18 protein-coding genes are annotated in these 16,542 nt (G+C 64.9%); 6 read left to right on the forward strand and 12 right to left on the reverse strand.

The annotated features are described in order from the left end of the window. Positions 1-153 precede the first annotated feature (153 nt). Positions 154-936, forward strand: a complete 783-nt coding sequence (locus ACO056_RS18330) for an SDR family NAD(P)-dependent oxidoreductase (protein ID WP_421849673.1) — start codon at positions 154-156, stop codon at positions 934-936. Positions 937-1,114: 178 nt separating this feature from the next. On the opposite strand, the gene ACO056_RS18335 is transcribed toward ACO056_RS18330, so the two are convergent. From ACO056_RS18335 to ACO056_RS18375, 9 genes are all read right to left on the reverse strand, one after another. Beyond that, on the reverse strand, positions 1,115-1,885 hold the full coding sequence (locus tag ACO056_RS18335; protein ID WP_421849676.1) for a helix-turn-helix transcriptional regulator: 771 nt from the start codon (positions 1,883-1,885) through the stop codon (positions 1,115-1,117). A gap of 123 nt (positions 1,886-2,008) precedes the next feature. Continuing rightward, a complete protein-coding gene (locus ACO056_RS18340; protein ID WP_421849680.1) occupies positions 2,009-3,217 on the reverse strand; it encodes an acyl-CoA dehydrogenase family protein in 1,209 nt (402 codons plus the stop codon). A 12-nt stretch (positions 3,218-3,229) separates the two neighbouring features. Continuing rightward, on the reverse strand, positions 3,230-3,970 hold the full coding sequence (locus tag ACO056_RS18345; protein ID WP_421849683.1) for a ThuA domain-containing protein: 741 nt from the start codon (positions 3,968-3,970) through the stop codon (positions 3,230-3,232). Between the two features lie 27 nt (positions 3,971-3,997). Then, positions 3,998-5,029, reverse strand: coding sequence for an acyl-CoA dehydrogenase family protein (locus ACO056_RS18350; RefSeq protein WP_421849686.1), 1,032 nt, complete (start codon positions 5,027-5,029; stop codon positions 3,998-4,000). Further along, a complete protein-coding gene (locus tag ACO056_RS18355) occupies positions 5,026-6,267 on the reverse strand; it encodes a cytochrome P450 (RefSeq protein WP_421849689.1) in 1,242 nt (413 codons plus the stop codon). Before ACO056_RS18355 ends, ACO056_RS18350 begins: the two co-directional genes overlap by 4 nt. Positions 6,268-6,405: 138 nt before the next feature. Continuing rightward, a complete protein-coding gene (locus ACO056_RS18360; protein ID WP_421849692.1) occupies positions 6,406-7,146 on the reverse strand; it encodes an SDR family NAD(P)-dependent oxidoreductase in 741 nt (246 codons plus the stop codon). After that, positions 7,146-7,511, reverse strand: a complete 366-nt coding sequence (locus ACO056_RS18365; protein WP_421849695.1) for a limonene-1,2-epoxide hydrolase family protein — start codon at positions 7,509-7,511, stop codon at positions 7,146-7,148. The genes ACO056_RS18360 and ACO056_RS18365 overlap by 1 nt, the downstream gene beginning before the upstream one ends. Beyond that, positions 7,508-8,293: a ThuA domain-containing protein gene (locus ACO056_RS18370; RefSeq protein WP_421849697.1), complete on the reverse strand. Its 786-nt coding sequence runs from the start codon at positions 8,291-8,293 to the stop codon at positions 7,508-7,510. Before ACO056_RS18370 ends, ACO056_RS18365 begins: the two co-directional genes overlap by 4 nt. A gap of 2 nt (positions 8,294-8,295) precedes the next feature. After that, the gene (locus tag ACO056_RS18375) at positions 8,296-9,315 is read right to left on the reverse strand and encodes an NADP-dependent oxidoreductase (protein ID WP_421849700.1); all 1,020 of its coding nucleotides are present in this window, start codon (positions 9,313-9,315) and stop codon (positions 8,296-8,298) included. Positions 9,316-9,548: 233 nt separating this feature from the next. Here ACO056_RS18375 and ACO056_RS18380 point away from each other — a divergent pair, with 233 nt between their 5' ends. Both ACO056_RS18380 and ACO056_RS18385 read left to right on the forward strand, forming a co-directional pair. Next, complete coding sequence (locus tag ACO056_RS18380; RefSeq protein WP_421849703.1) at positions 9,549-10,997, forward strand: carotenoid oxygenase family protein; 1,449 nt, start codon at positions 9,549-9,551, stop codon at positions 10,995-10,997. Between the two features lie 24 nt (positions 10,998-11,021). After that, positions 11,022-12,635: an AMP-binding protein gene (locus ACO056_RS18385; RefSeq protein WP_421849706.1), complete on the forward strand. Its 1,614-nt coding sequence runs from the start codon at positions 11,022-11,024 to the stop codon at positions 12,633-12,635. A 133-nt stretch (positions 12,636-12,768) separates the two neighbouring features. On the opposite strand, the gene ACO056_RS18390 is transcribed toward ACO056_RS18385, so the two are convergent. Genes ACO056_RS18390 through ACO056_RS18400 form a run of 3 tightly spaced genes read right to left on the reverse strand, consistent with a single transcriptional unit; the run spans position 12,769 to position 14,346 of the window. Next, positions 12,769-13,572, reverse strand: a complete 804-nt coding sequence (locus ACO056_RS18390; protein ID WP_421849709.1) for an SDR family NAD(P)-dependent oxidoreductase — start codon at positions 13,570-13,572, stop codon at positions 12,769-12,771. Between the two features lie 19 nt (positions 13,573-13,591). Further along, positions 13,592-13,942: a putative quinol monooxygenase gene (locus tag ACO056_RS18395; protein ID WP_421849712.1), complete on the reverse strand. Its 351-nt coding sequence runs from the start codon at positions 13,940-13,942 to the stop codon at positions 13,592-13,594. Beyond that, the gene (locus ACO056_RS18400; RefSeq protein ID WP_421849715.1) at positions 13,942-14,346 is read right to left on the reverse strand and encodes a nuclear transport factor 2 family protein; all 405 of its coding nucleotides are present in this window, start codon (positions 14,344-14,346) and stop codon (positions 13,942-13,944) included. Before ACO056_RS18400 ends, ACO056_RS18395 begins: the two co-directional genes overlap by 1 nt. Before the next feature lie 145 nt (positions 14,347-14,491). Here ACO056_RS18400 and ACO056_RS18405 point away from each other — a divergent pair, with 145 nt between their 5' ends. Genes ACO056_RS18405 through ACO056_RS18415 form a run of 3 tightly spaced genes read left to right on the forward strand, consistent with a single transcriptional unit; the run spans position 14,492 to position 16,476 of the window. After that, entirely contained in the window at positions 14,492-15,253 is a 762-nt protein-coding gene (locus ACO056_RS18405) for an SDR family NAD(P)-dependent oxidoreductase (protein ID WP_421849718.1), read from the forward strand. A 4-nt stretch (positions 15,254-15,257) separates the two neighbouring features. Then, the gene (locus tag ACO056_RS18410) at positions 15,258-15,683 is read left to right on the forward strand and encodes a nuclear transport factor 2 family protein (RefSeq protein ID WP_421849721.1); all 426 of its coding nucleotides are present in this window, start codon (positions 15,258-15,260) and stop codon (positions 15,681-15,683) included. 1 nt (position 15,684) lies between these two features. Then, on the forward strand, positions 15,685-16,476 hold the full coding sequence (locus tag ACO056_RS18415) for an SDR family oxidoreductase (RefSeq protein ID WP_421849724.1): 792 nt from the start codon (positions 15,685-15,687) through the stop codon (positions 16,474-16,476). The last annotated feature ends 66 nt before the right edge of the window (positions 16,477-16,542 follow it).

A 16,542-nucleotide genomic window follows, 5' to 3' on the forward strand; every position in this document is an offset into this window, starting at 1 on the left:
TCCAGAGCGTCAGACTGAGCCGCTCTGGATTGCTTCGTCGCTTCGCTCCTCGCAATGACGAGGCGTATGGGGGCCGTCCGCCAGATCAAATTTGCCAGTAGGGCGCCGCCGCCGCGCGCTCTAGGATCGCGCCACGATATCAGGGAGAGAGCAATGAGCGGACGGTTCGCAGGAAAAGTGGCGCTGATCACCGGGGGTACCTCGGGCATCGGGGCAGGCACCGTGCGGCGGCTGGCGAGCGAGGGCGCGAAGGTCGTGTTCACCGGCTCCAAGGCCGAAGCCGCCGCCGCGCTCTGCGCCGAAACCGGCGCGCAGTTCGTTGCGCACCGGGTCGAGGATGCAGCTGCGTGGGACACGCTGATGGCCCGCATCAAGGCCGAGCATGGCCGGCTTGACGTGGCCTTCGCCAACGCCGGTATCGAAACCGGCGATAGCAGCGTCGAGGACATCACCATGGAAGCGTGGGAGCGCGTTATGGGGGTGAACCTCACCGGTGTGATGCTCACCATCCAGCACGCGATCCGCGCGATGCGCGCCAATCCGGATGGGCCCACCGGCTCCATCGTGGTGAACTCTTCGATGAGCGCCTACCGGCCGCTGGCGAACTATGTCGCCTATTCGGCCAGCAAGGGCGCGCTGATCGCGCTGATGAAATCCTCGGCGCTCCACTGCGCCACCCTGAAGACGAAGATCCGCGTCAACACGGTCCACCCGGGCGTGGTCGAGACCGAATTGATCCGCGGTGTGATCGACCGCTCGCCCGACAGCGCCGCCGCGCGCGCGCAGTTTGAAGCGATGGCTCCGATCGGGCGGATGGCGCAAGTGGAGGAAGTGGCCGCGCTGGTGGCGTTCCTCGCTTCGGACGAGGCCGGGTTTATCTCGGGCTCGGAATACGGGATCGACGGTGCGAGCACGGCGGGGATGATGGGGGTCTGAACCGCCTCTCACCCTGGTCCTGCGCCCGACGCCAACCTCGCCCCTGAAACGTCGTCATCCCCGAGCAGGCGGGGATCCAGAGCGACCAAAGTGCTAGGCATCCCTGGTTCCCCGCCTTCGCGGGGATGACGAACTTGTGGTTGGGCCGCCTGGGCGCCTGGCTCCGGTCAGGTCGCCCTCAGGCCGCCGCGCCCAGATAGCCCAACTGCCCTGCCTTGAAGACAGCCTGGCTGCGGTTCACGGCGTTAAGCTTCTCACCCGCGCGCTGGATGTGATAGCGCACCGTTGCGTGGCTGAGCGCCAGGATCAGGCTGATTTCCTTATCGGTCTTGCCGATTGCGGCCCAGCGCAGGCATTCGACTTCGCGCTTGGAAAGCCGGCAGTCGCTCGGAATCCACTGCTGCGTGCGCATCGTGCTGACGTAGCTCGCCACGAAGCGCCGGGTCAGCGCGCCGAGGAAATCGCCGTGCTCGGCAAACACGTCCGAAAGGTCATCGAGCGTCTTGTCCACCGGCACAAAGCTTGCTGCGGCAATCTGGCCGAACGAGAGGTGCGAGGGGATCACGATCATCGCCCGCGCCTTGCTGAACTTGTGGAACTCCGAAAAGTTCAGATCCTCAAGGTAGTTGTTGCGGCTGACGGTGAAGGCGCCGTGCGCGTTGCACCAGAAGGGCTCGCTTTCATAGCGGCTCGCGCGGGGGAATGGCGAGGAAAGCGCCAGCGTGCCGTTCTCCCACCACCGCTCGCCATCGGCGGTCCAGCCGAAGATGTCGGCGTTGATGATCTTGCCATCGGCATCGAGCATCTGCTCCTTCGACGAAATGTCGGGGCAGACCGCAATGCGCAGGTCAAGCTTCAAGGCAATATCGCGGATGGCGATTGCGGCGGGCCGCACGTCTTCAACGGCCCGAATCGTCACCTGCTCGAAGGTGGTGTTCGCCCAGTCCATGCTGCATCCTCTCGTCGGTGCCGGTTATTCCGGCATCCGGGTCGATTCGCATGCTAACCTAGTGCGTGCCGTAGCGGAAGCCCCATCCGAAACGGTTCGGATGTGGGGCTTCCGGGTAACAGGTCAGAGACCCAGGACTTGCTTTGCGATGATGGTCTTCTGCACTTCGTCCGAGCCGCCGAAGATCGTGTAGGCGCGGCCATTGAGGTAAGCGGGCATCGAAAGCTGCGCCGCGCGGCTTCCGACGTATTCGGGTGCCTCGTTGCCATAGAGCGGGCGGGTGACGGGCAGCTGCAACCCGTCATAGCCGAACAGATCCACTGCCAGTTCGTCGATCGCCTGCCGCAGGTTGGAGCTCGTCAGCTTGACCAGCGAGGTCTGCGGGCCGGCCGGGCGGCCCTTGGCCAGTTCGGCAAGGATGCGCAGCTCCGTCACTTCGAAAGCCTGCGCCTCGAGCCGGAGCCGGGCCAGCCGCTGCGAAATGTTGGGATCGTGGATCATGCTGCCGTTGGTGCCCGAGGCTTCCTCGCGCGCCCAGCGTTCGATCCGGTCGAGCTTGGCCAGCAGCGCCGGCGCCGCGCACGAGCCGCCGCGTTCGTTTTCGAGCAGGAACTTGGCAATCGTCCAGCCCTGGCCTTCTTCGCCAATCAGATTATCGACCGGGGTTTCGGCATTGTCGAAGAAGGTCGCGTTGACCTCGTGGTCATTCGCCATCGTCACGATGGGCGAGACGCTGACGCCCGGCTGCTCCATCGGGATGAGCAGGAAGCTGATGCCGCGCTGCTTCTGCACGGTGGGATCGGTGCGGACGAGCGCGAAGATCCAGTTGGCGTGATGGGCGTGGGTGGTCCAGATCTTGGAGCCGTTGACGACGTATTTGTCGCCGACCCGTTCAGCGCGCGTCTTCACCGCAGCAAGGTCAGACCCCGCGCCCGGCTCGGAATAGCCCTGGCACCAGTAATCCTCGCCCGAAATGATGCGGGGGAGGAAGCGTGCTTTCTGTTCGGGCGTGCCGAAGTGGCAGATGACCGGACCGACGAGGCGCAGGCCCAGGATCGGCAGCGAAGGCGCGCCGGCGATCGCGCATTCCTTCTCGAAGATGTATTTCTGCGTCGGCGTCCAGCCGGGACCGCCGTCCTCGACAGGCCACGAGGTGGCAAGCCAGCCCTTTTCGGCCAGAATCGCCTGCCATTCGCGCGTGATGTCCGGTTCGGTGAACACGCTCGGCGTATTGGCCGCGCCTTCGCGCAAGCGGGCGTTGAGCTTATCGTCGAGGAACGCGCGCACTTCCTGCTGGAAGGCGAGGTCCTCGGGGGCAAAATCCATATCCATAGCCAATATCCCTCAGGCGATCTCACTCATGGCCCAGCGAATGCCGCGACGCAGGGTCTCGTAATAGACGGGATAGTTCCAACCACAGCGTTCTGGATGTGTCCAAAAGGGCAGCAATTCAATAACATCGAAGTGGCTGCGGCAGTGGCCGAGCGTGTTGTAGAGCACCCCGCCCTTGCCGTGATCGCGCAAGTACAGGATCGGCACGACGACATTCGAATAGTTGGCCTCAATGAAGCCGGTCGCCTCTCCATCGAAGCGCGTCTGCATCAGGACCTTGATCGGCGCCTTTTGCTTCATGATGTAAAGCTCGTCGATCACGTCGAAATCTTCGAGGCCCTGCGTGAGCGCATGGGTCTTGTCGACCACCTCGACGCGGAACGCTCCGATCGGCGGGTGCGCCTTGAACTGGGTGCCGAGCACTTCCATCACGTCGTCGCGCTCTTCGGGGCAATCGACCCCCCCTTCGACAAATTTCAGGATCGAATTGGTGCCATGAAGCGCCAGCCAGCGCCCGCCGCGATCAAGGAATTCCTTGATCTTCACCGTCTCTTCGGGGGTGGGTAGAACGGTGCAGGTGTAGGTCACGAGGAATTGGCACTGCTCCAGCCGCTCGGTGTTGGAGAAGTCCATCGCCACCGTCGTGCGGATCTCGGGATGCTCGGCAAGCAGCTTGAGCACCTCGAGCCGGGCAAAATCGATATCGTGGTATTTGCCTGCGGCCACGAAGTGGGCGTCAATCCGCTTGGTCATTCAATTCACTCCAAAGCTCCGCGCGCCTCAGGCAGCGCGGGCGTAATCCAGAATATCGCTCGCCGGATCGCCGAACAACTTCGACAGAAGCACGATCCGCTTGAGCCCGTGGCCGATCCCCAGTTCGTCGCTCATGCCCATGCCGCCGTGCAGCTGCACTGCCTGATGGGCAACCCAGATCGCGTTCTCCGCGACGTGGGCCTTGATCGCTGCCATCGGCGCCGAAGGCTGCAGCAGCGCGCGGTAAATCGCGGACTGCACGCTCTCGACCCGCGCATAGGCATCGACCATGCGGTGCTGCAACACCTGGAAGCGGCCAATCGGCTGGCCAAATTGCTCACGCGTCTTGATGTATTCCAGCGTATCGGCAAACAGCCGCTGGGCAATCCCGGTCATCTCCGCCGCCGCCATCAGCCGCACTTCGTCGATCACTGCGGGAAGATCGGCGGAAAGCGGACCTTCCGCTGCCGCATCATGGAACGTCACGATCGCCGCAACGCCGCCGTCCGCCACCGGATAGGGCCGCACTTCGACTTCGGGGGCCTTGGCATCGACGACATAGAGAGCGGTCTTGCCGTCCTCCTCCGCGCTTACCACGAAGATGTCCGCCGCGCCGCCGCCCAGCACGAACTGCTTGGTGCCGGAGAGCGTGCCGCCACGCGCCTTGACGCCCTGGGCGTCGATCACGAAGCGCCGTCCCGGCTCGGCGAAGGCGAACGCCGCGATGGTCTCGCCTGCCATCACGCCTTCCAGATGCGCCGAGCCTGCCAGCAGCCGCGCGGGCAGGAACCCGCATTCGAGCCACGGCTCCACCGCCTGCGCATGGCCAAGCGCCTGCGCCACGACGGCGAGATCGCCGTGCGAGCCGCCCATGCCGCCATCGTCCTCGCCAGCCGCCAGCCCGATCAGCCCGAGCTCGGCCAGCTCCTTCCACCGCGCGCGGTCGATACCGCCCGGCTGCGCCCTTGCCGCACGCCGCGCCGCCACGTCCTGCCCGAGGCAGAAGCGCTCGACCGCCGCCTTGAACAGCTCCTGGTTCTCGTCGAGATCGAAGTTCACGCGTCAGCCTTCTTGTACGTGATGGGAACGGAGACGAACCCGCGCAGCAGCAGGTTCGGCGAAACCTTGAGCTCCGCGCCGTCCTTGATACGGATATCGTCAAGCCGGCGCAGCAGCTCGGTGAAGGCGACGGTCATTTCCTTGCGGCTCAGCATATTGCCCACGCACATGTGGATGCCCTTGCCGAATGCGAGGTGCGTGCGGGCATTTGTGCGCTCGACGTCGAACTTGTCCGGATCGGGATACTTCGCCGGATCGCGGTTTGCTGCAGCATAGCGCAGCATGATCATCTCGCCTGCCTTGTAGGGACGCCCACAAAGCTCGGTATCCTTCGTCACCAGCCGCCACATGCCCGCGGTCGGCGTATCTAGCCGCAGCACTTCCTCGATCATGTTGCCGATCAGCGCGGGATTGGCGCGGACCTTGTCTTGCTGATCGGGGTTCTGCGCGAGATGGACGATCCCGCCCGCCAGCGAATGGGTGGTGGTTTCGTTGCCCGCCACCATCAGCTGCTGCGCAATCGAGAGGATCTCGGCATCGTTGAGCGGGGTCTCACCATCGAGCCGTGCGTTGACGACGTCCGACAGCAGATCGTCGGTCGGCTGCTCGCGCCGCGCATCGATCTTGACCTTGAGCTTGCGCTGGAAATCCACGATCTCGTGCGCGCACTCGATCTCGCGCTCGCGCGGGATCATGTGGCCAAGCCGGTCGGCAAAGGCATCCGACCAGCGCTTCACATCGGCGCGTTCGGCCTCGGAGAAGCCCAGCTGCTCGCAGATCACCTGCACCGGCAGACCGACGCTGAACTCCGTCACGAAGTCGCACTCGCCCTTGTCGATGAAACCATCGATCAGCTTGTTGACCTTGTCGCGGATGCCGGCTTCGAGCGCGTTCACGCGCGGCATCGAGAAGGCGAGGTTGACGAGCTTGCGGAAACGCGTGTGGACCGGCGGATCGGCGGTCAGCAGCGTGTTCATCTGCGGCCAGCCTTCGGCCAGAATGCCGCTCACTTCCGGGTCCTCGGCCAGCGCACCTGAAAGGACGCCGCTGAAATCGTTCGAGAAGTCATCCGGCCGCCCCGCCGCTTCCGAACACATGTCGTAGCTCATCACGATCTTCATGCCGGTTTCCGGCAGTTCGATCACGGGCGCGTTGGCATGGGCCCACTGGTAGAGCGGGAACGGGTTCTGCATCACCTCGGGATCAAGCAGTGATTTGGCGCTGGTCATTTCATTCATGGCGATCCCTAAACTCCTGGCCTTACGCTCATGGCCCGACACTCTTGGCCTCAGTTCGTTCCGCATCGGTTTGGCACCGTCAAATACCCCGTGCCACGCGCGAAAATGCTAGGTCGCCCTGCCCTCCAGGGCACGCGTTCAGCTGTGCACCATCACCCCGCCGTCGACCATGATTCCCTGCCCTGTGAGGAAGCGCGCGTCATCTGTCGCGAGAAAGACCATAACGTCGGCCACGTCCTCCGGCTGCCCGATCCGGCCAAGCGCCGAGCGACCAGCGTAATAGTCCTTCGCGCCGGGTGTGCCTTCGAACAGATCGCGCGTCATCCCCGTCGCGATGGCGCCCGGCTGTACGCAGTTCACCGTGATCCCGCGCGGCCCCAGTTCCATCGCCAGTGCGCGGGTCAGCCCGAGTACCGCGTGCTTCGAGGTCGTGTAGGCGACCAGCCCTGCATCGCCGTAGCGCGACATGATCGAGCCGACATTGACCACCCGCCCGCGTCCGGAGGCCCCCAGCAGCGGCATCAGCGCGCGGGTCAGCTTCATCACCGCGGTCACGTTGATGGAAAGCGCCGAGTTCCACGCTTCCTCGGTCATCTCGGCGAAGGGGCCGTTGGGGCACACGCCCGCGTTGTTGATCAGAATGTCGCAGCCGCCGAGCAGGCTTTCCGCCGCTCCGGCAATCACGGCGATGGCCTCTGGATCGGCGAGGTCCGCCACCAGCGTATGCGTGCCGACGATCCCCTCGCTCGCCCGGTCGACGCCGAGCACGGCCACGCCTTCGGCGATCAGCCGCGCGGCCGCCGCTGCGCCCATGCCCGAAGCCGCGCCGGTGACAACCGCGCGCCGCCCGGTGAGATCACGCCCGCGCATGATTTCCATCAGGCAAACTCCCGCTGGAATTCGCCCATGTCGAAGTAGTCCCGCCACCTGGCGACCTTGCCCTCGGCGTTGATCTCGAACGTTCCGGAAACGCGGATCGCGCGCCAGCGCCCAGCGACGAGGAACTTGTCGGTCCGCTCGGTCAACACAACGTTGCCACTGGCGGCAATGTGGTGGGTGATCCACTCGGTGCCTTCGATCGGCGGAAACTGCGCCATCAACGCCTGAACCCCGGCGAGGCCCACGGCCGGTTCCATCGGGATGTTATGCCAGACGATATCTTCGGCCATCATCGCGAAGGCGGCGGGCGCATCGCCCCGGTTCCACGCGGCGATGAAGGCCTCGACGATTTCCTGCGGGCTCATGCGCTTCTCCCCAAGCCCTGCGCCGTCCATTCGAGCGCATTGGCGATTATCCGGCGGACGACAGGGTTGGCATATGTGTGCGGCCCATCGCCAAACTGGCAGTAGACGATAGGCGCCGGGCCGATCTGCCTGGTCCACGCGACCAGATTGGAACCCGGCGGATGCGGCCAGTCCGCATTGTCGAACATCCGGCCCGCCACGGCATGCGCGGCGGAATAGAAGTTTGCCGCCACGTATTCGTGCTGCGCGCGGATCAATGGCGTCACATCCGCTTCGAACACTTCGCCGAGATAGACTTCGTCGTTCACTAGAAATGTCGCCGGAACACCTTCCAGCACCGGATGGTGCGCCACCAGTTCGGCAGTGTAGTCCACATCGTGGCGGTAGCCGGAATCGAGCTTCATCTCCCCGCGCACTTCGCCCGGCTGGTAGAGAAACCGCCCGCCCAGCCACTCGCTCCACTGCGGCCACTCGGCCCAGCCGGCGATGGCATGGTGCATCATCACCGCCCCGCGCCCGCTGGCAAAGCGCCGCTCCAGCGCCGCCTTGAATTCCTCTGACGGCGGTGCAGTCTTCACCGTGCCATCGGCAAAGGTGTAGCCGGGCATGTCGTAGAACAGCACGGCATCCGCCGCATCGGCGGCCCCGGCAGCCACGCGCGCCTCTGCCTCGGGATGGACGTAATGCGTGACGTCCCAATCGCCGAGCCCCGCCAGGAAGTCTGCGAAGGGCGCTTCCTCGTAAGGATGTCCGCCGGACAGGACGAGGAGCGAGCGGGCCATGATCAGCTCAGCTTCAGGATCATCTTGCCGTCGTTCGAGCCGCTGAACAGCCGCAGGAACGCCGGCAAGGCGTTGTCGATACCTTCATCGACATGCTCGTCGAACACCAGCTTGCCCTCGGTCATCCAGCCCGCCATCGCGGCAATGCCCTCGCCGAAGCGCGGCACGTAATCGGCAACGAGCAGGCCAGTCAGCGAGGCGCGCTTGACGATCAGCTGCCACACATTGCGCGCGCCGGTCTTTTCGCCCGCATTGTTGTATTCGCTGATCAGGCCGCAGAGGCCGATCCGCGCATGCATCGCCAGATTGTTGAGCCCGGCGTCCAGAATATCACCGCCGACGTTCTCGAAGATCACGTTGACGCCCTGCGGCGCGGCGGCGGCAATCTCTGCCGAAAGCTGGTCGACGGTCTTGCCGCGGTAGTCGATGGCAACGTCGAAACCATAGCGTTCGATGAGGCGCTTGCACTTTTCGGGACCGCCCGCGATGCCGATGACTTTGCTGGCACCCTTGAGCTTGGCGATCTGGCCAACGAGCGAGCCGACTGCGCCCGCCGCGCCCGTCACCATGACGACATCGCCGGGCTGCGGCTTGCACACTTCGAGATAGCCGAAATAGGCGGTCATCCCCACCGCGCCGAGCACCGAGAGGAAGTTCGTGGGCGAGGGCACGATGGTGGGATCGATCGGCGCGCTGAAGCCCCCGGCTTGCGAGACCGAGTATTCCTCGATGGCGTTCAGCCCCGAAACCCACTGCCCCACCGGGAAGCCATCCGCCTTGCTCGCCACCACTTCGCCCACGGTCGAGGCGCGCACCGGCGTGCCGAGCGGGATCGGCGGCATATAGCTTGGCGCATCATCCATCCACCCGCGCATGGCAGGATCGAGCGAGGCATAGTGGTTGCGGATCAGGAACTGGCCGTCCGTCAGATCGGGCAAGGCTTCCGAAACAAGGCTGAAATCTTCGGCCACGGGCGCGCCGTTGGGGCGGCGGACCAGCAGGAAACGGCGGTTATCGGTCACTGAAAGGCTCCTGGATCGGGTGGGCGCACGCCGGTCGGCGGCATCGCCCCGAACGCTAGAGCCTAGACCCCGCCGCCATCAAGACGACTGTCATTTTTGCCGGTCCAGGTGGTGCGGTGGGAGGCAGGCGCACTCCCCATTTTGGCAGGTGAACGCGCCCCCCATCGCACCCACACTGCAACGAGGCCGCCACCCAGCGCGGCGACAAGATCCTTCGGGAGGATATCCGGGCCATGGCTGAACCCTTCTTCGAGCACCCCTACCTGTCTGGCCACCACGCGCCGATCCGCTTCGAGGCCGATGCGCCCGATCTGATCGTGGTGGGCAACCTGCCCGACGACCTTGCCGGCATGTTCTACCGCAACGGCCCCGATCCGCTCTATCCGCCGCGCGAAGGCGACTACCACTGGTTCGATGGCGACGGCATGGTCTTCGCTTTCGAGTTTGCGGATGGCCGCGTCTCGATGCGCAACCGCTGGGTGAAGACCGAGAAGTTCGAGCTTGAGAAGGCCGCCGGGCGCCGCCTGTTCGGCATCTTCGGCAATCCGATGACGTCTGACCCGAGCGTCCAGGGCAAGCGCTACAACACCGGTAACACCAATGTGATCCTCCACGGCGGCCAGCTTCTCGCCCTGATGGAAGGCGCGCCGCCGGTGGCGCTCGATCCGCGCAAACTGGATACTCTGCACGAGGAAACCTACGGCGGCCTCGTCACCTCCAGCTTCTCGGCGCATCCCAAGGTGGACTATGCGACGGGCGAGATGTTCAACACCGGCGCTGCCATCCACGGCATGATGGGCCCGGCGGAAATGCGCTACGACGTGGTTGCGGCGGATGGGACGATCCGCAAGACCGAGATCATCCCGATGCCGCACTTCAGCCTGATGCACACCTTCCTGCTGACGGAAAACTGGGCGATCTTCCCGTTCATCCCGATCGATACCGACCTCAAGCGCTTTGCCGCGGGCGGTCCGATGACCGCGTGGGTCAACGACCGCCCGACCAAGTTCGCGGTCATGCCGCGCGAGGGCACGGCGGACCAGATCCAGTGGTTCGAGTTCGAGCCGCGCCACATGTTCCACGAGCTCAACGTGTGGGAAGAGGACGGCAAGATCATCGCCGATGTCGCCGCCGCCAATGGCACGGCGCTGTTCCCGGATGAGACCGGCGCGCGGCGCACGCATCTCGATACGCAGCAGAACCTGCGCCGCTGGACCATCGACCCCACCGGCAACACCGGCTGGATCAAGGAAGAAGTCCTCAACGGGCGCGACATCCAGTTCCCGAGGCCTGACGACCGGCGGATGACGCGCAAGAGCCGCCACAGCTTCGCCAATATCAACCTCAAATCGCGCGATGGCCGGGTGGAGGGCATGGACGCCGTGCTGCGCTACAACACCGAGACCGGCGAGGAAGACATCTGGCACTTCGGCGCGGGCGCGGCAGCGGGCGAACTGGTCTTCGCTCCGCGCCTCGGCAGCACGGACGAGGCGGACGGCTATGCCATGACGCTCGTCCACCCCGCCAACAGCGGCACCAGCGAACTGGCGATCTTCGCCGCGAAGGACATCGCCGCGGGCCCCATCGCCCGCGTGCTCATCCCCTTCCGCGTGCCGAGCGGCTTCCACTGCAACTACTACGCCGAGGACAACCCGCTCTACCGGCAGACCCTGTCCAACTAAGGCGCAAACTGACGAAAGTTCCCCATGGCCACGATACCCGCGCACCTTGCCCAGTATGCCGCCGACGGCAGCTGGACCAATATGACCATCGGCGATTACGCGCGCCGCTGGGCCGAAACCGATCCGGACAAGGTGGTCTATCTCGGCGATCCTACCGCGCCGACGTACGCCAGCCTTTTGGCAGACGGCGAGGCGCTGGCGCGCGGGCTGCATGATCTGGGTCTGCGCACCGGCGATGTGATCGGCTTCCAGGTCCCCAACTGGGTCGAAGCCTCGGTGATCAACCTTGCTGCCAATCTCGGTGGCTTCGTGATTGCTCCGATCGTGCCGATCTACCGCGATGCCGAAGTGATCCAGATGCTGGGCGACAGCAAAGCCCGCGCGTTCTTTGTGGCCGAGAGCTTCCGGAACTACGACTTTGCCGGGATGATGGACCGGGTGCGCCCGCACCTGCCGGACCTGAAGCACGTGATCTACGTGCGCCCCAGCGAGCGTACCCCCGATTTCGCCGCGCTGGTCGAGCATGGCCGGGGCCTCAATACGCCGCTCGACAAGGTTGATCCCAACGCGCTCAAGCTCATTCTCTACACCTCGGGCACCACTGGCCGACCCAAGGGCGTGCTCCATTCGCATAACACGCTGGACCGCGTGGCGCAGTTCGGGCGCAAGTATAGCGGCGTGCCGAACGACGTGACGCTGATGCCCTCGCCCGTCACGCATATCAGCGGCTTTTCAGGCGGCCTCGAAAAGCCATTCGCATCGGGCAGCCAGGTCGTGCTGATGGAAGTGTGGAAGGCCAAGGACGCGGTCGAGCTGATCGACCGCTATGGCATCACCTCCACCGTTGCCGCCACGCCGTTCCTGCAGGAACTGTGCGATGCTGCCGAGGCTGCCGGGTCCAAGCTCCCCACTTTCCGCCGCTTTGCCTGTGGCGGCGCGGCCATCCCCTCAGAGCTGGTCTACGCCGCCAACAAGCGCCTCGCGCACCCTTGCGCCTACCGGGTCTACGGCAGCTCCGAAGTCCCGCTGGCGACGCCGGGCATCCTGCCTGAAAACAGCCTTGTGGAAGCTGCCGAAACCGATGGCGCCGCGCTCGATTACGAACTGCGGCTGGTGGACGATGACGGCAACGAAGTGCCGCACGGCACCGACGGCGAAATCCTCGTGCGCGGCCCGGCGATGTTCCTCGGTTATGCCGATCCGGAGCAGACCCGCGAATCGCTGACCGACGACGGCTTCTTCCGCACGGGCGATATCGGCAAGATCACCCCCTCAGGCGCGCTGGTCATCACCGGGCGCAAGAAGGACCTCATCATCCGCGGCGGCGAGAACATCAGCGCCAAGGAAATCGAGGACGTGCTGCACTTGCACGCAGGCATCAAGGAAGCCGCCGTCGTCTCGATGCCGCACCCGCGCCTTGGCGAAGGCATCTGCGCCTACCTGATCCCGGCAGGCGAGGAGAAGCCGGACATGGCCGCGCTTTCAGCCTTTGTCAGCGAGGCGGGCCTTGCGAGGCAGAAGAGTCCCGAACGGATCGAATGGGTCGAAACCTTCCCGCGCACGGCCTCTGGCAAGATCCGCAAGGACCAGCTGCGCGCCATGATCAAGGCACAGATGGAAGCGGAGAAGGCGGGGTAATGATAAGCCCTCTCCCCTTCAGGGGAGAGGGCTGGGAGAGGGGAACTCGCGCTGCGCTTGCCCCTCTCAACTCCGGCTAGGCGCTGCGCGCCAAGCCTGCGTATCTCTCCCCTGAAGGGGAGAGAGCAGTACCTCAGCTCTGTGCCTGCAGTGCAGCCACTGCCGCGCCCACGGCCGCCTGGATCTCACCTGGCCGCGGGTTGCGGCGCAAGGTCAGGCCGCCGTTGATCTGCAGGTTCTGGCCGGACATGAAGCAATCATCGCTCACCACGAACAGCGCGGCCTTGGCGATATCTTCCGAGGTGCCGACACGGCCCAGCGGATATTCCTTGACGAAGGCATCGGCGAGGCCGGGCACAGCGAACGATTGCTCGGTCATCGGGCTCAGCGTGAAGCCGGGCGAGAGCACATTGGCGCGGATGCCCTGCGGGCCGTACTGGTTGGCGACGCAGCGGATCAGTGCTTCGGAGCCTGCCTTGGTGGCGATATAGGCGGCATGATCGTCGATCACGCACTGCGTGGTGGCCGAGGAGATCTGGATCAGCGAACCACCGTGCGGCATCGCGCGGACGAAGGCGCTGAGGAAGTAGTGCACGCCCTTCAGCTGCAGCGCGATGATCTGGTCGAGCTCTTCCTCGGTGATCTCGTGCAGCCCTTTTAGCAGGCCCCAACCCGTCGCGTTGATCGCGATATCGACTTTGCCGTGGCGCTCCAGCACGGTGGTCGCCAGAGCTTCCACATCAGCCTTCTTCGAAAGGTCGCACAGCGCCCAGTCACCGGCGATCACACCGGCAAACCGCCTCAGCTCATCCGCCTTGCGCCCCGCCACGACCACCTTGGCCCCCGCATCGGCGAGAGTCTGGGCGATGTGCTGGCCCATGTTGCCCGCACCCGCCGCGCCGATCACCACGGCAACCTTGCCCGAGAGATTGGTCATGCCTTAGTTTCCTTTGCCATTAGGCCTGTGCGGTGAGGAAGTTTGCCGTCGCCACGCCGTCGGGCCCATAGACCGGCTCCGAGATGTCGCAGCGATACTTGCGCGTGTTGGCGCCGAGGATGGTGAACCCGGCGAGATGCGCGCCCATCTTGAAGTAGGATTCGGCCAGCAGGTGCACGGCAAGATCCTCGGCGGTCTCCCACTCCTCGAACACGTGAATGCGGCCCGGGTGATGCGGATCGAGGCTCCACGCGTAGTGGCGGCAGCCCTTTTCGGCGAGCGCCATGTCGATCAGCGGCTGGGCGTCCTTGAGCACCTCGTCGCGGACCTCGGGCGCGAAATCGATCTCACCTGCGACTACGACGATCATCACGAATACCCCTTCAGAATTGCAAAGCTGCGGCTCTGGTAAGCCCATGTTCCGGCGCGCTTGACGTAAGTGTCCTCGTAGCGGCCGATGCTGCGGCGCAGGTTGCCCTCGAGGTCCTCCAGCGTCTCGTTGGTGTAGACGCGGCCCGTGGCGGTATCGCCGTCAATGGCGATGGCACCGGTCTGGTAGAAGAAGCCGACGAAGGCGAATGTGCTCATCGCGCCGGTCCACAGGCCGACGATGGCTTCCTTGCCGTTCACGATGTGCCCTGCCAGATCCCAGACGGCGTCGTCCGCCCAGAGCGCGCCCCAGTCAGCCGCGTCACGCCGGAACACGGCGTCGGCATAGTTGTCGTGCAGCGCGCGGATGGCGAGCTGGTCCTCGATCGGTCCGGTGATAGCCATATTCTCTCCCAATTGGGGGGAGCCTAAGGCGATTCAGACCGGCCAGAAACTATCAAATCCGCGCGCTGTCAGGACGCCGGTTTTGGCTATTCTGCCGCAACAAAGGCCCGGGTTCACCGGGCGACGGCTATGGATGGAGAGCGCGATGGATCTGGGTCTCAAGGGCAAGAAAGTCATCATGAACGGCGGGGCCCGCGGCATCGGCCTCGAAGTCCTCAAGATCCTCACCACCGAAGGCGCCGACGTCGCGTTCTTCTCGCGCGATCAGGGCAAGATCGATACCGCGCTCGCCGCACTCGCGGGCAACGAAGGCAAGGCCCACGGCGATGCGTTCGACATGACCGGCAACATCGACGGCTACGTCGCGTGGCTCAATGGCGCGGTGGAGAAGCTCGGCGGCTGCGACATCTTCATCAACATGGCCAGCGTTTCGGGCGCAGGCGCCACGCAGGATTGGCAGAAGTGCCTCGACGTGGACATCATGGCCGCGGTCAAGGGCATCGAAACCCTCACCCCTGCGCTGGAAGCCTCGGGCGCGGGCTCGATCATCGTGATGTCGTCCACCGCCGCGATCGAGACGTTCATCATGCCGCAGGCCTACAACGCGATCAAAGCCGCGCTGATCACCTATGCCTCGCAGCTTTCGCAGGCGCTTGCGCCCAAGGGCATCCGCGTCAACACCGTCTCGCCCGGCCCGATCGAGTTTCCCGGCGGCAGCTGGGAGATGATCCAGGGCGCGATGCCGGACTTCTACAAGAGCATCAAGGCGCAGATGCCGATGGGCCGCCTCGGCGCGCCGGACGAAGTGGCGCGCTCGGTCGTGTTTCTCGCCAGCCCCGCCTCGTCCTACTCGACCGGCGTCAATCTGGTGATCGACGGCGGCTTCACCAAGCGCGTGCAGTTCTGAGCTGATGAGCAAGACCCCGCTCGAGCTCGCCCACACCATGCTCGCCTGCATCGACAAGGGCGACTGGGCGGGGGTGATGGCGATCACCTCGCCCGATTACGTCGTCCACGAACCGCCCGAGCTTCCTTTCGGCGGTGACTGGAAGGGGCAGGATGCGCTGATCCGGCTGTTCCCGCATGTCTGGAGCTACTGGGACGACGTGGTCGTCGACCGGCTCGGCATCCTGACGGACGAGAACTACTTCTGCCTGCAACTGCGCATGACGATGACCTCGAAGCTTACCGGCAACCGCATCAGCACTTCGCTGGCGGAGACGACCCGCTGCGTCGACGGGCTGATGGTGGAATACACGATCCACTACCATGATTGTGCGCTCGTCGCCCGCGAAGCCGGCCCGCCGCGCCCCGGGGCGGTGAAGCAGGAGGGCTGAAATGGACCGTCTGAAGGGCAAAGTCGCGATCATCACAGGTGCGGCAAAGGGCCTCGGCGCTGCCGATGCGCGGCTGTTTGTGGCCGAAGGCGCGCGGGTGATCCTCACCGATGTCGATGACGCGGCGGGCAGCGCGCTTGCGGCCGAACTGGGCGCATCAGCCGAGTACCACCACCTCGACGTCACCAGTGAAGCCGCATGGGCAGCGCTGATTGCCGCTGTGGCGGCCCGCCACGGCCGGCTCGACGTGCTCGTCAACAACGCCGGCATCGTTGAATTCGGCGATCCCGAAACGCTGACCGAAGCGGCTTATCGGAAGATCATGGGGGTCAGCCTCGACGGTGTCGTCTTCGGCACCAAGCACGCGATCCCCGCGATGGCAGCGAACGGCGGCGGATCGATCGTCAACATGGCCTCGATCGCCGCGATCCAGGGCGAGCCGACCTTCCCCGCCTACTGCGCCGCCAAGGGCGCGATCGATGCCTATACCCGCGCCACCGCCGCCTATTCGATCAAGAAGGGGCGCGGCGTGCGCTGCAATTCGGTGCTGCCCGGCGGGATCGATACGCCGATGGTGCGGAGCCTGCCGGCCAAGCTCGCCGATCTCGGCGCGGCGGCCCCCGTCCACGATGCCGCCACCGCGATGAACCGCCTTGGCGATCCTGCGGATGTGGCCCATCTCGTGCTCTTCCTCGCTTCGGACGAGAGCCGCTTCATCAACGGCCAGAGCCACGTTATCGACGATGGCGCCTCGATCATCGCCGGGAGCACAGTGCCTCGCACGGATCGCTGACGGATCGCTGATTGCGCAGAGTTCCGCGCTTACCTATCACTTTTATGGCTTCTCAAGCGGTGCGCC

This window comes from Novosphingobium sp. (assembly GCF_965228995.1).
In the GTDB taxonomy this organism is placed as follows: Bacteria; Pseudomonadota; Alphaproteobacteria; order Sphingomonadales; family Sphingomonadaceae; genus Novosphingobium.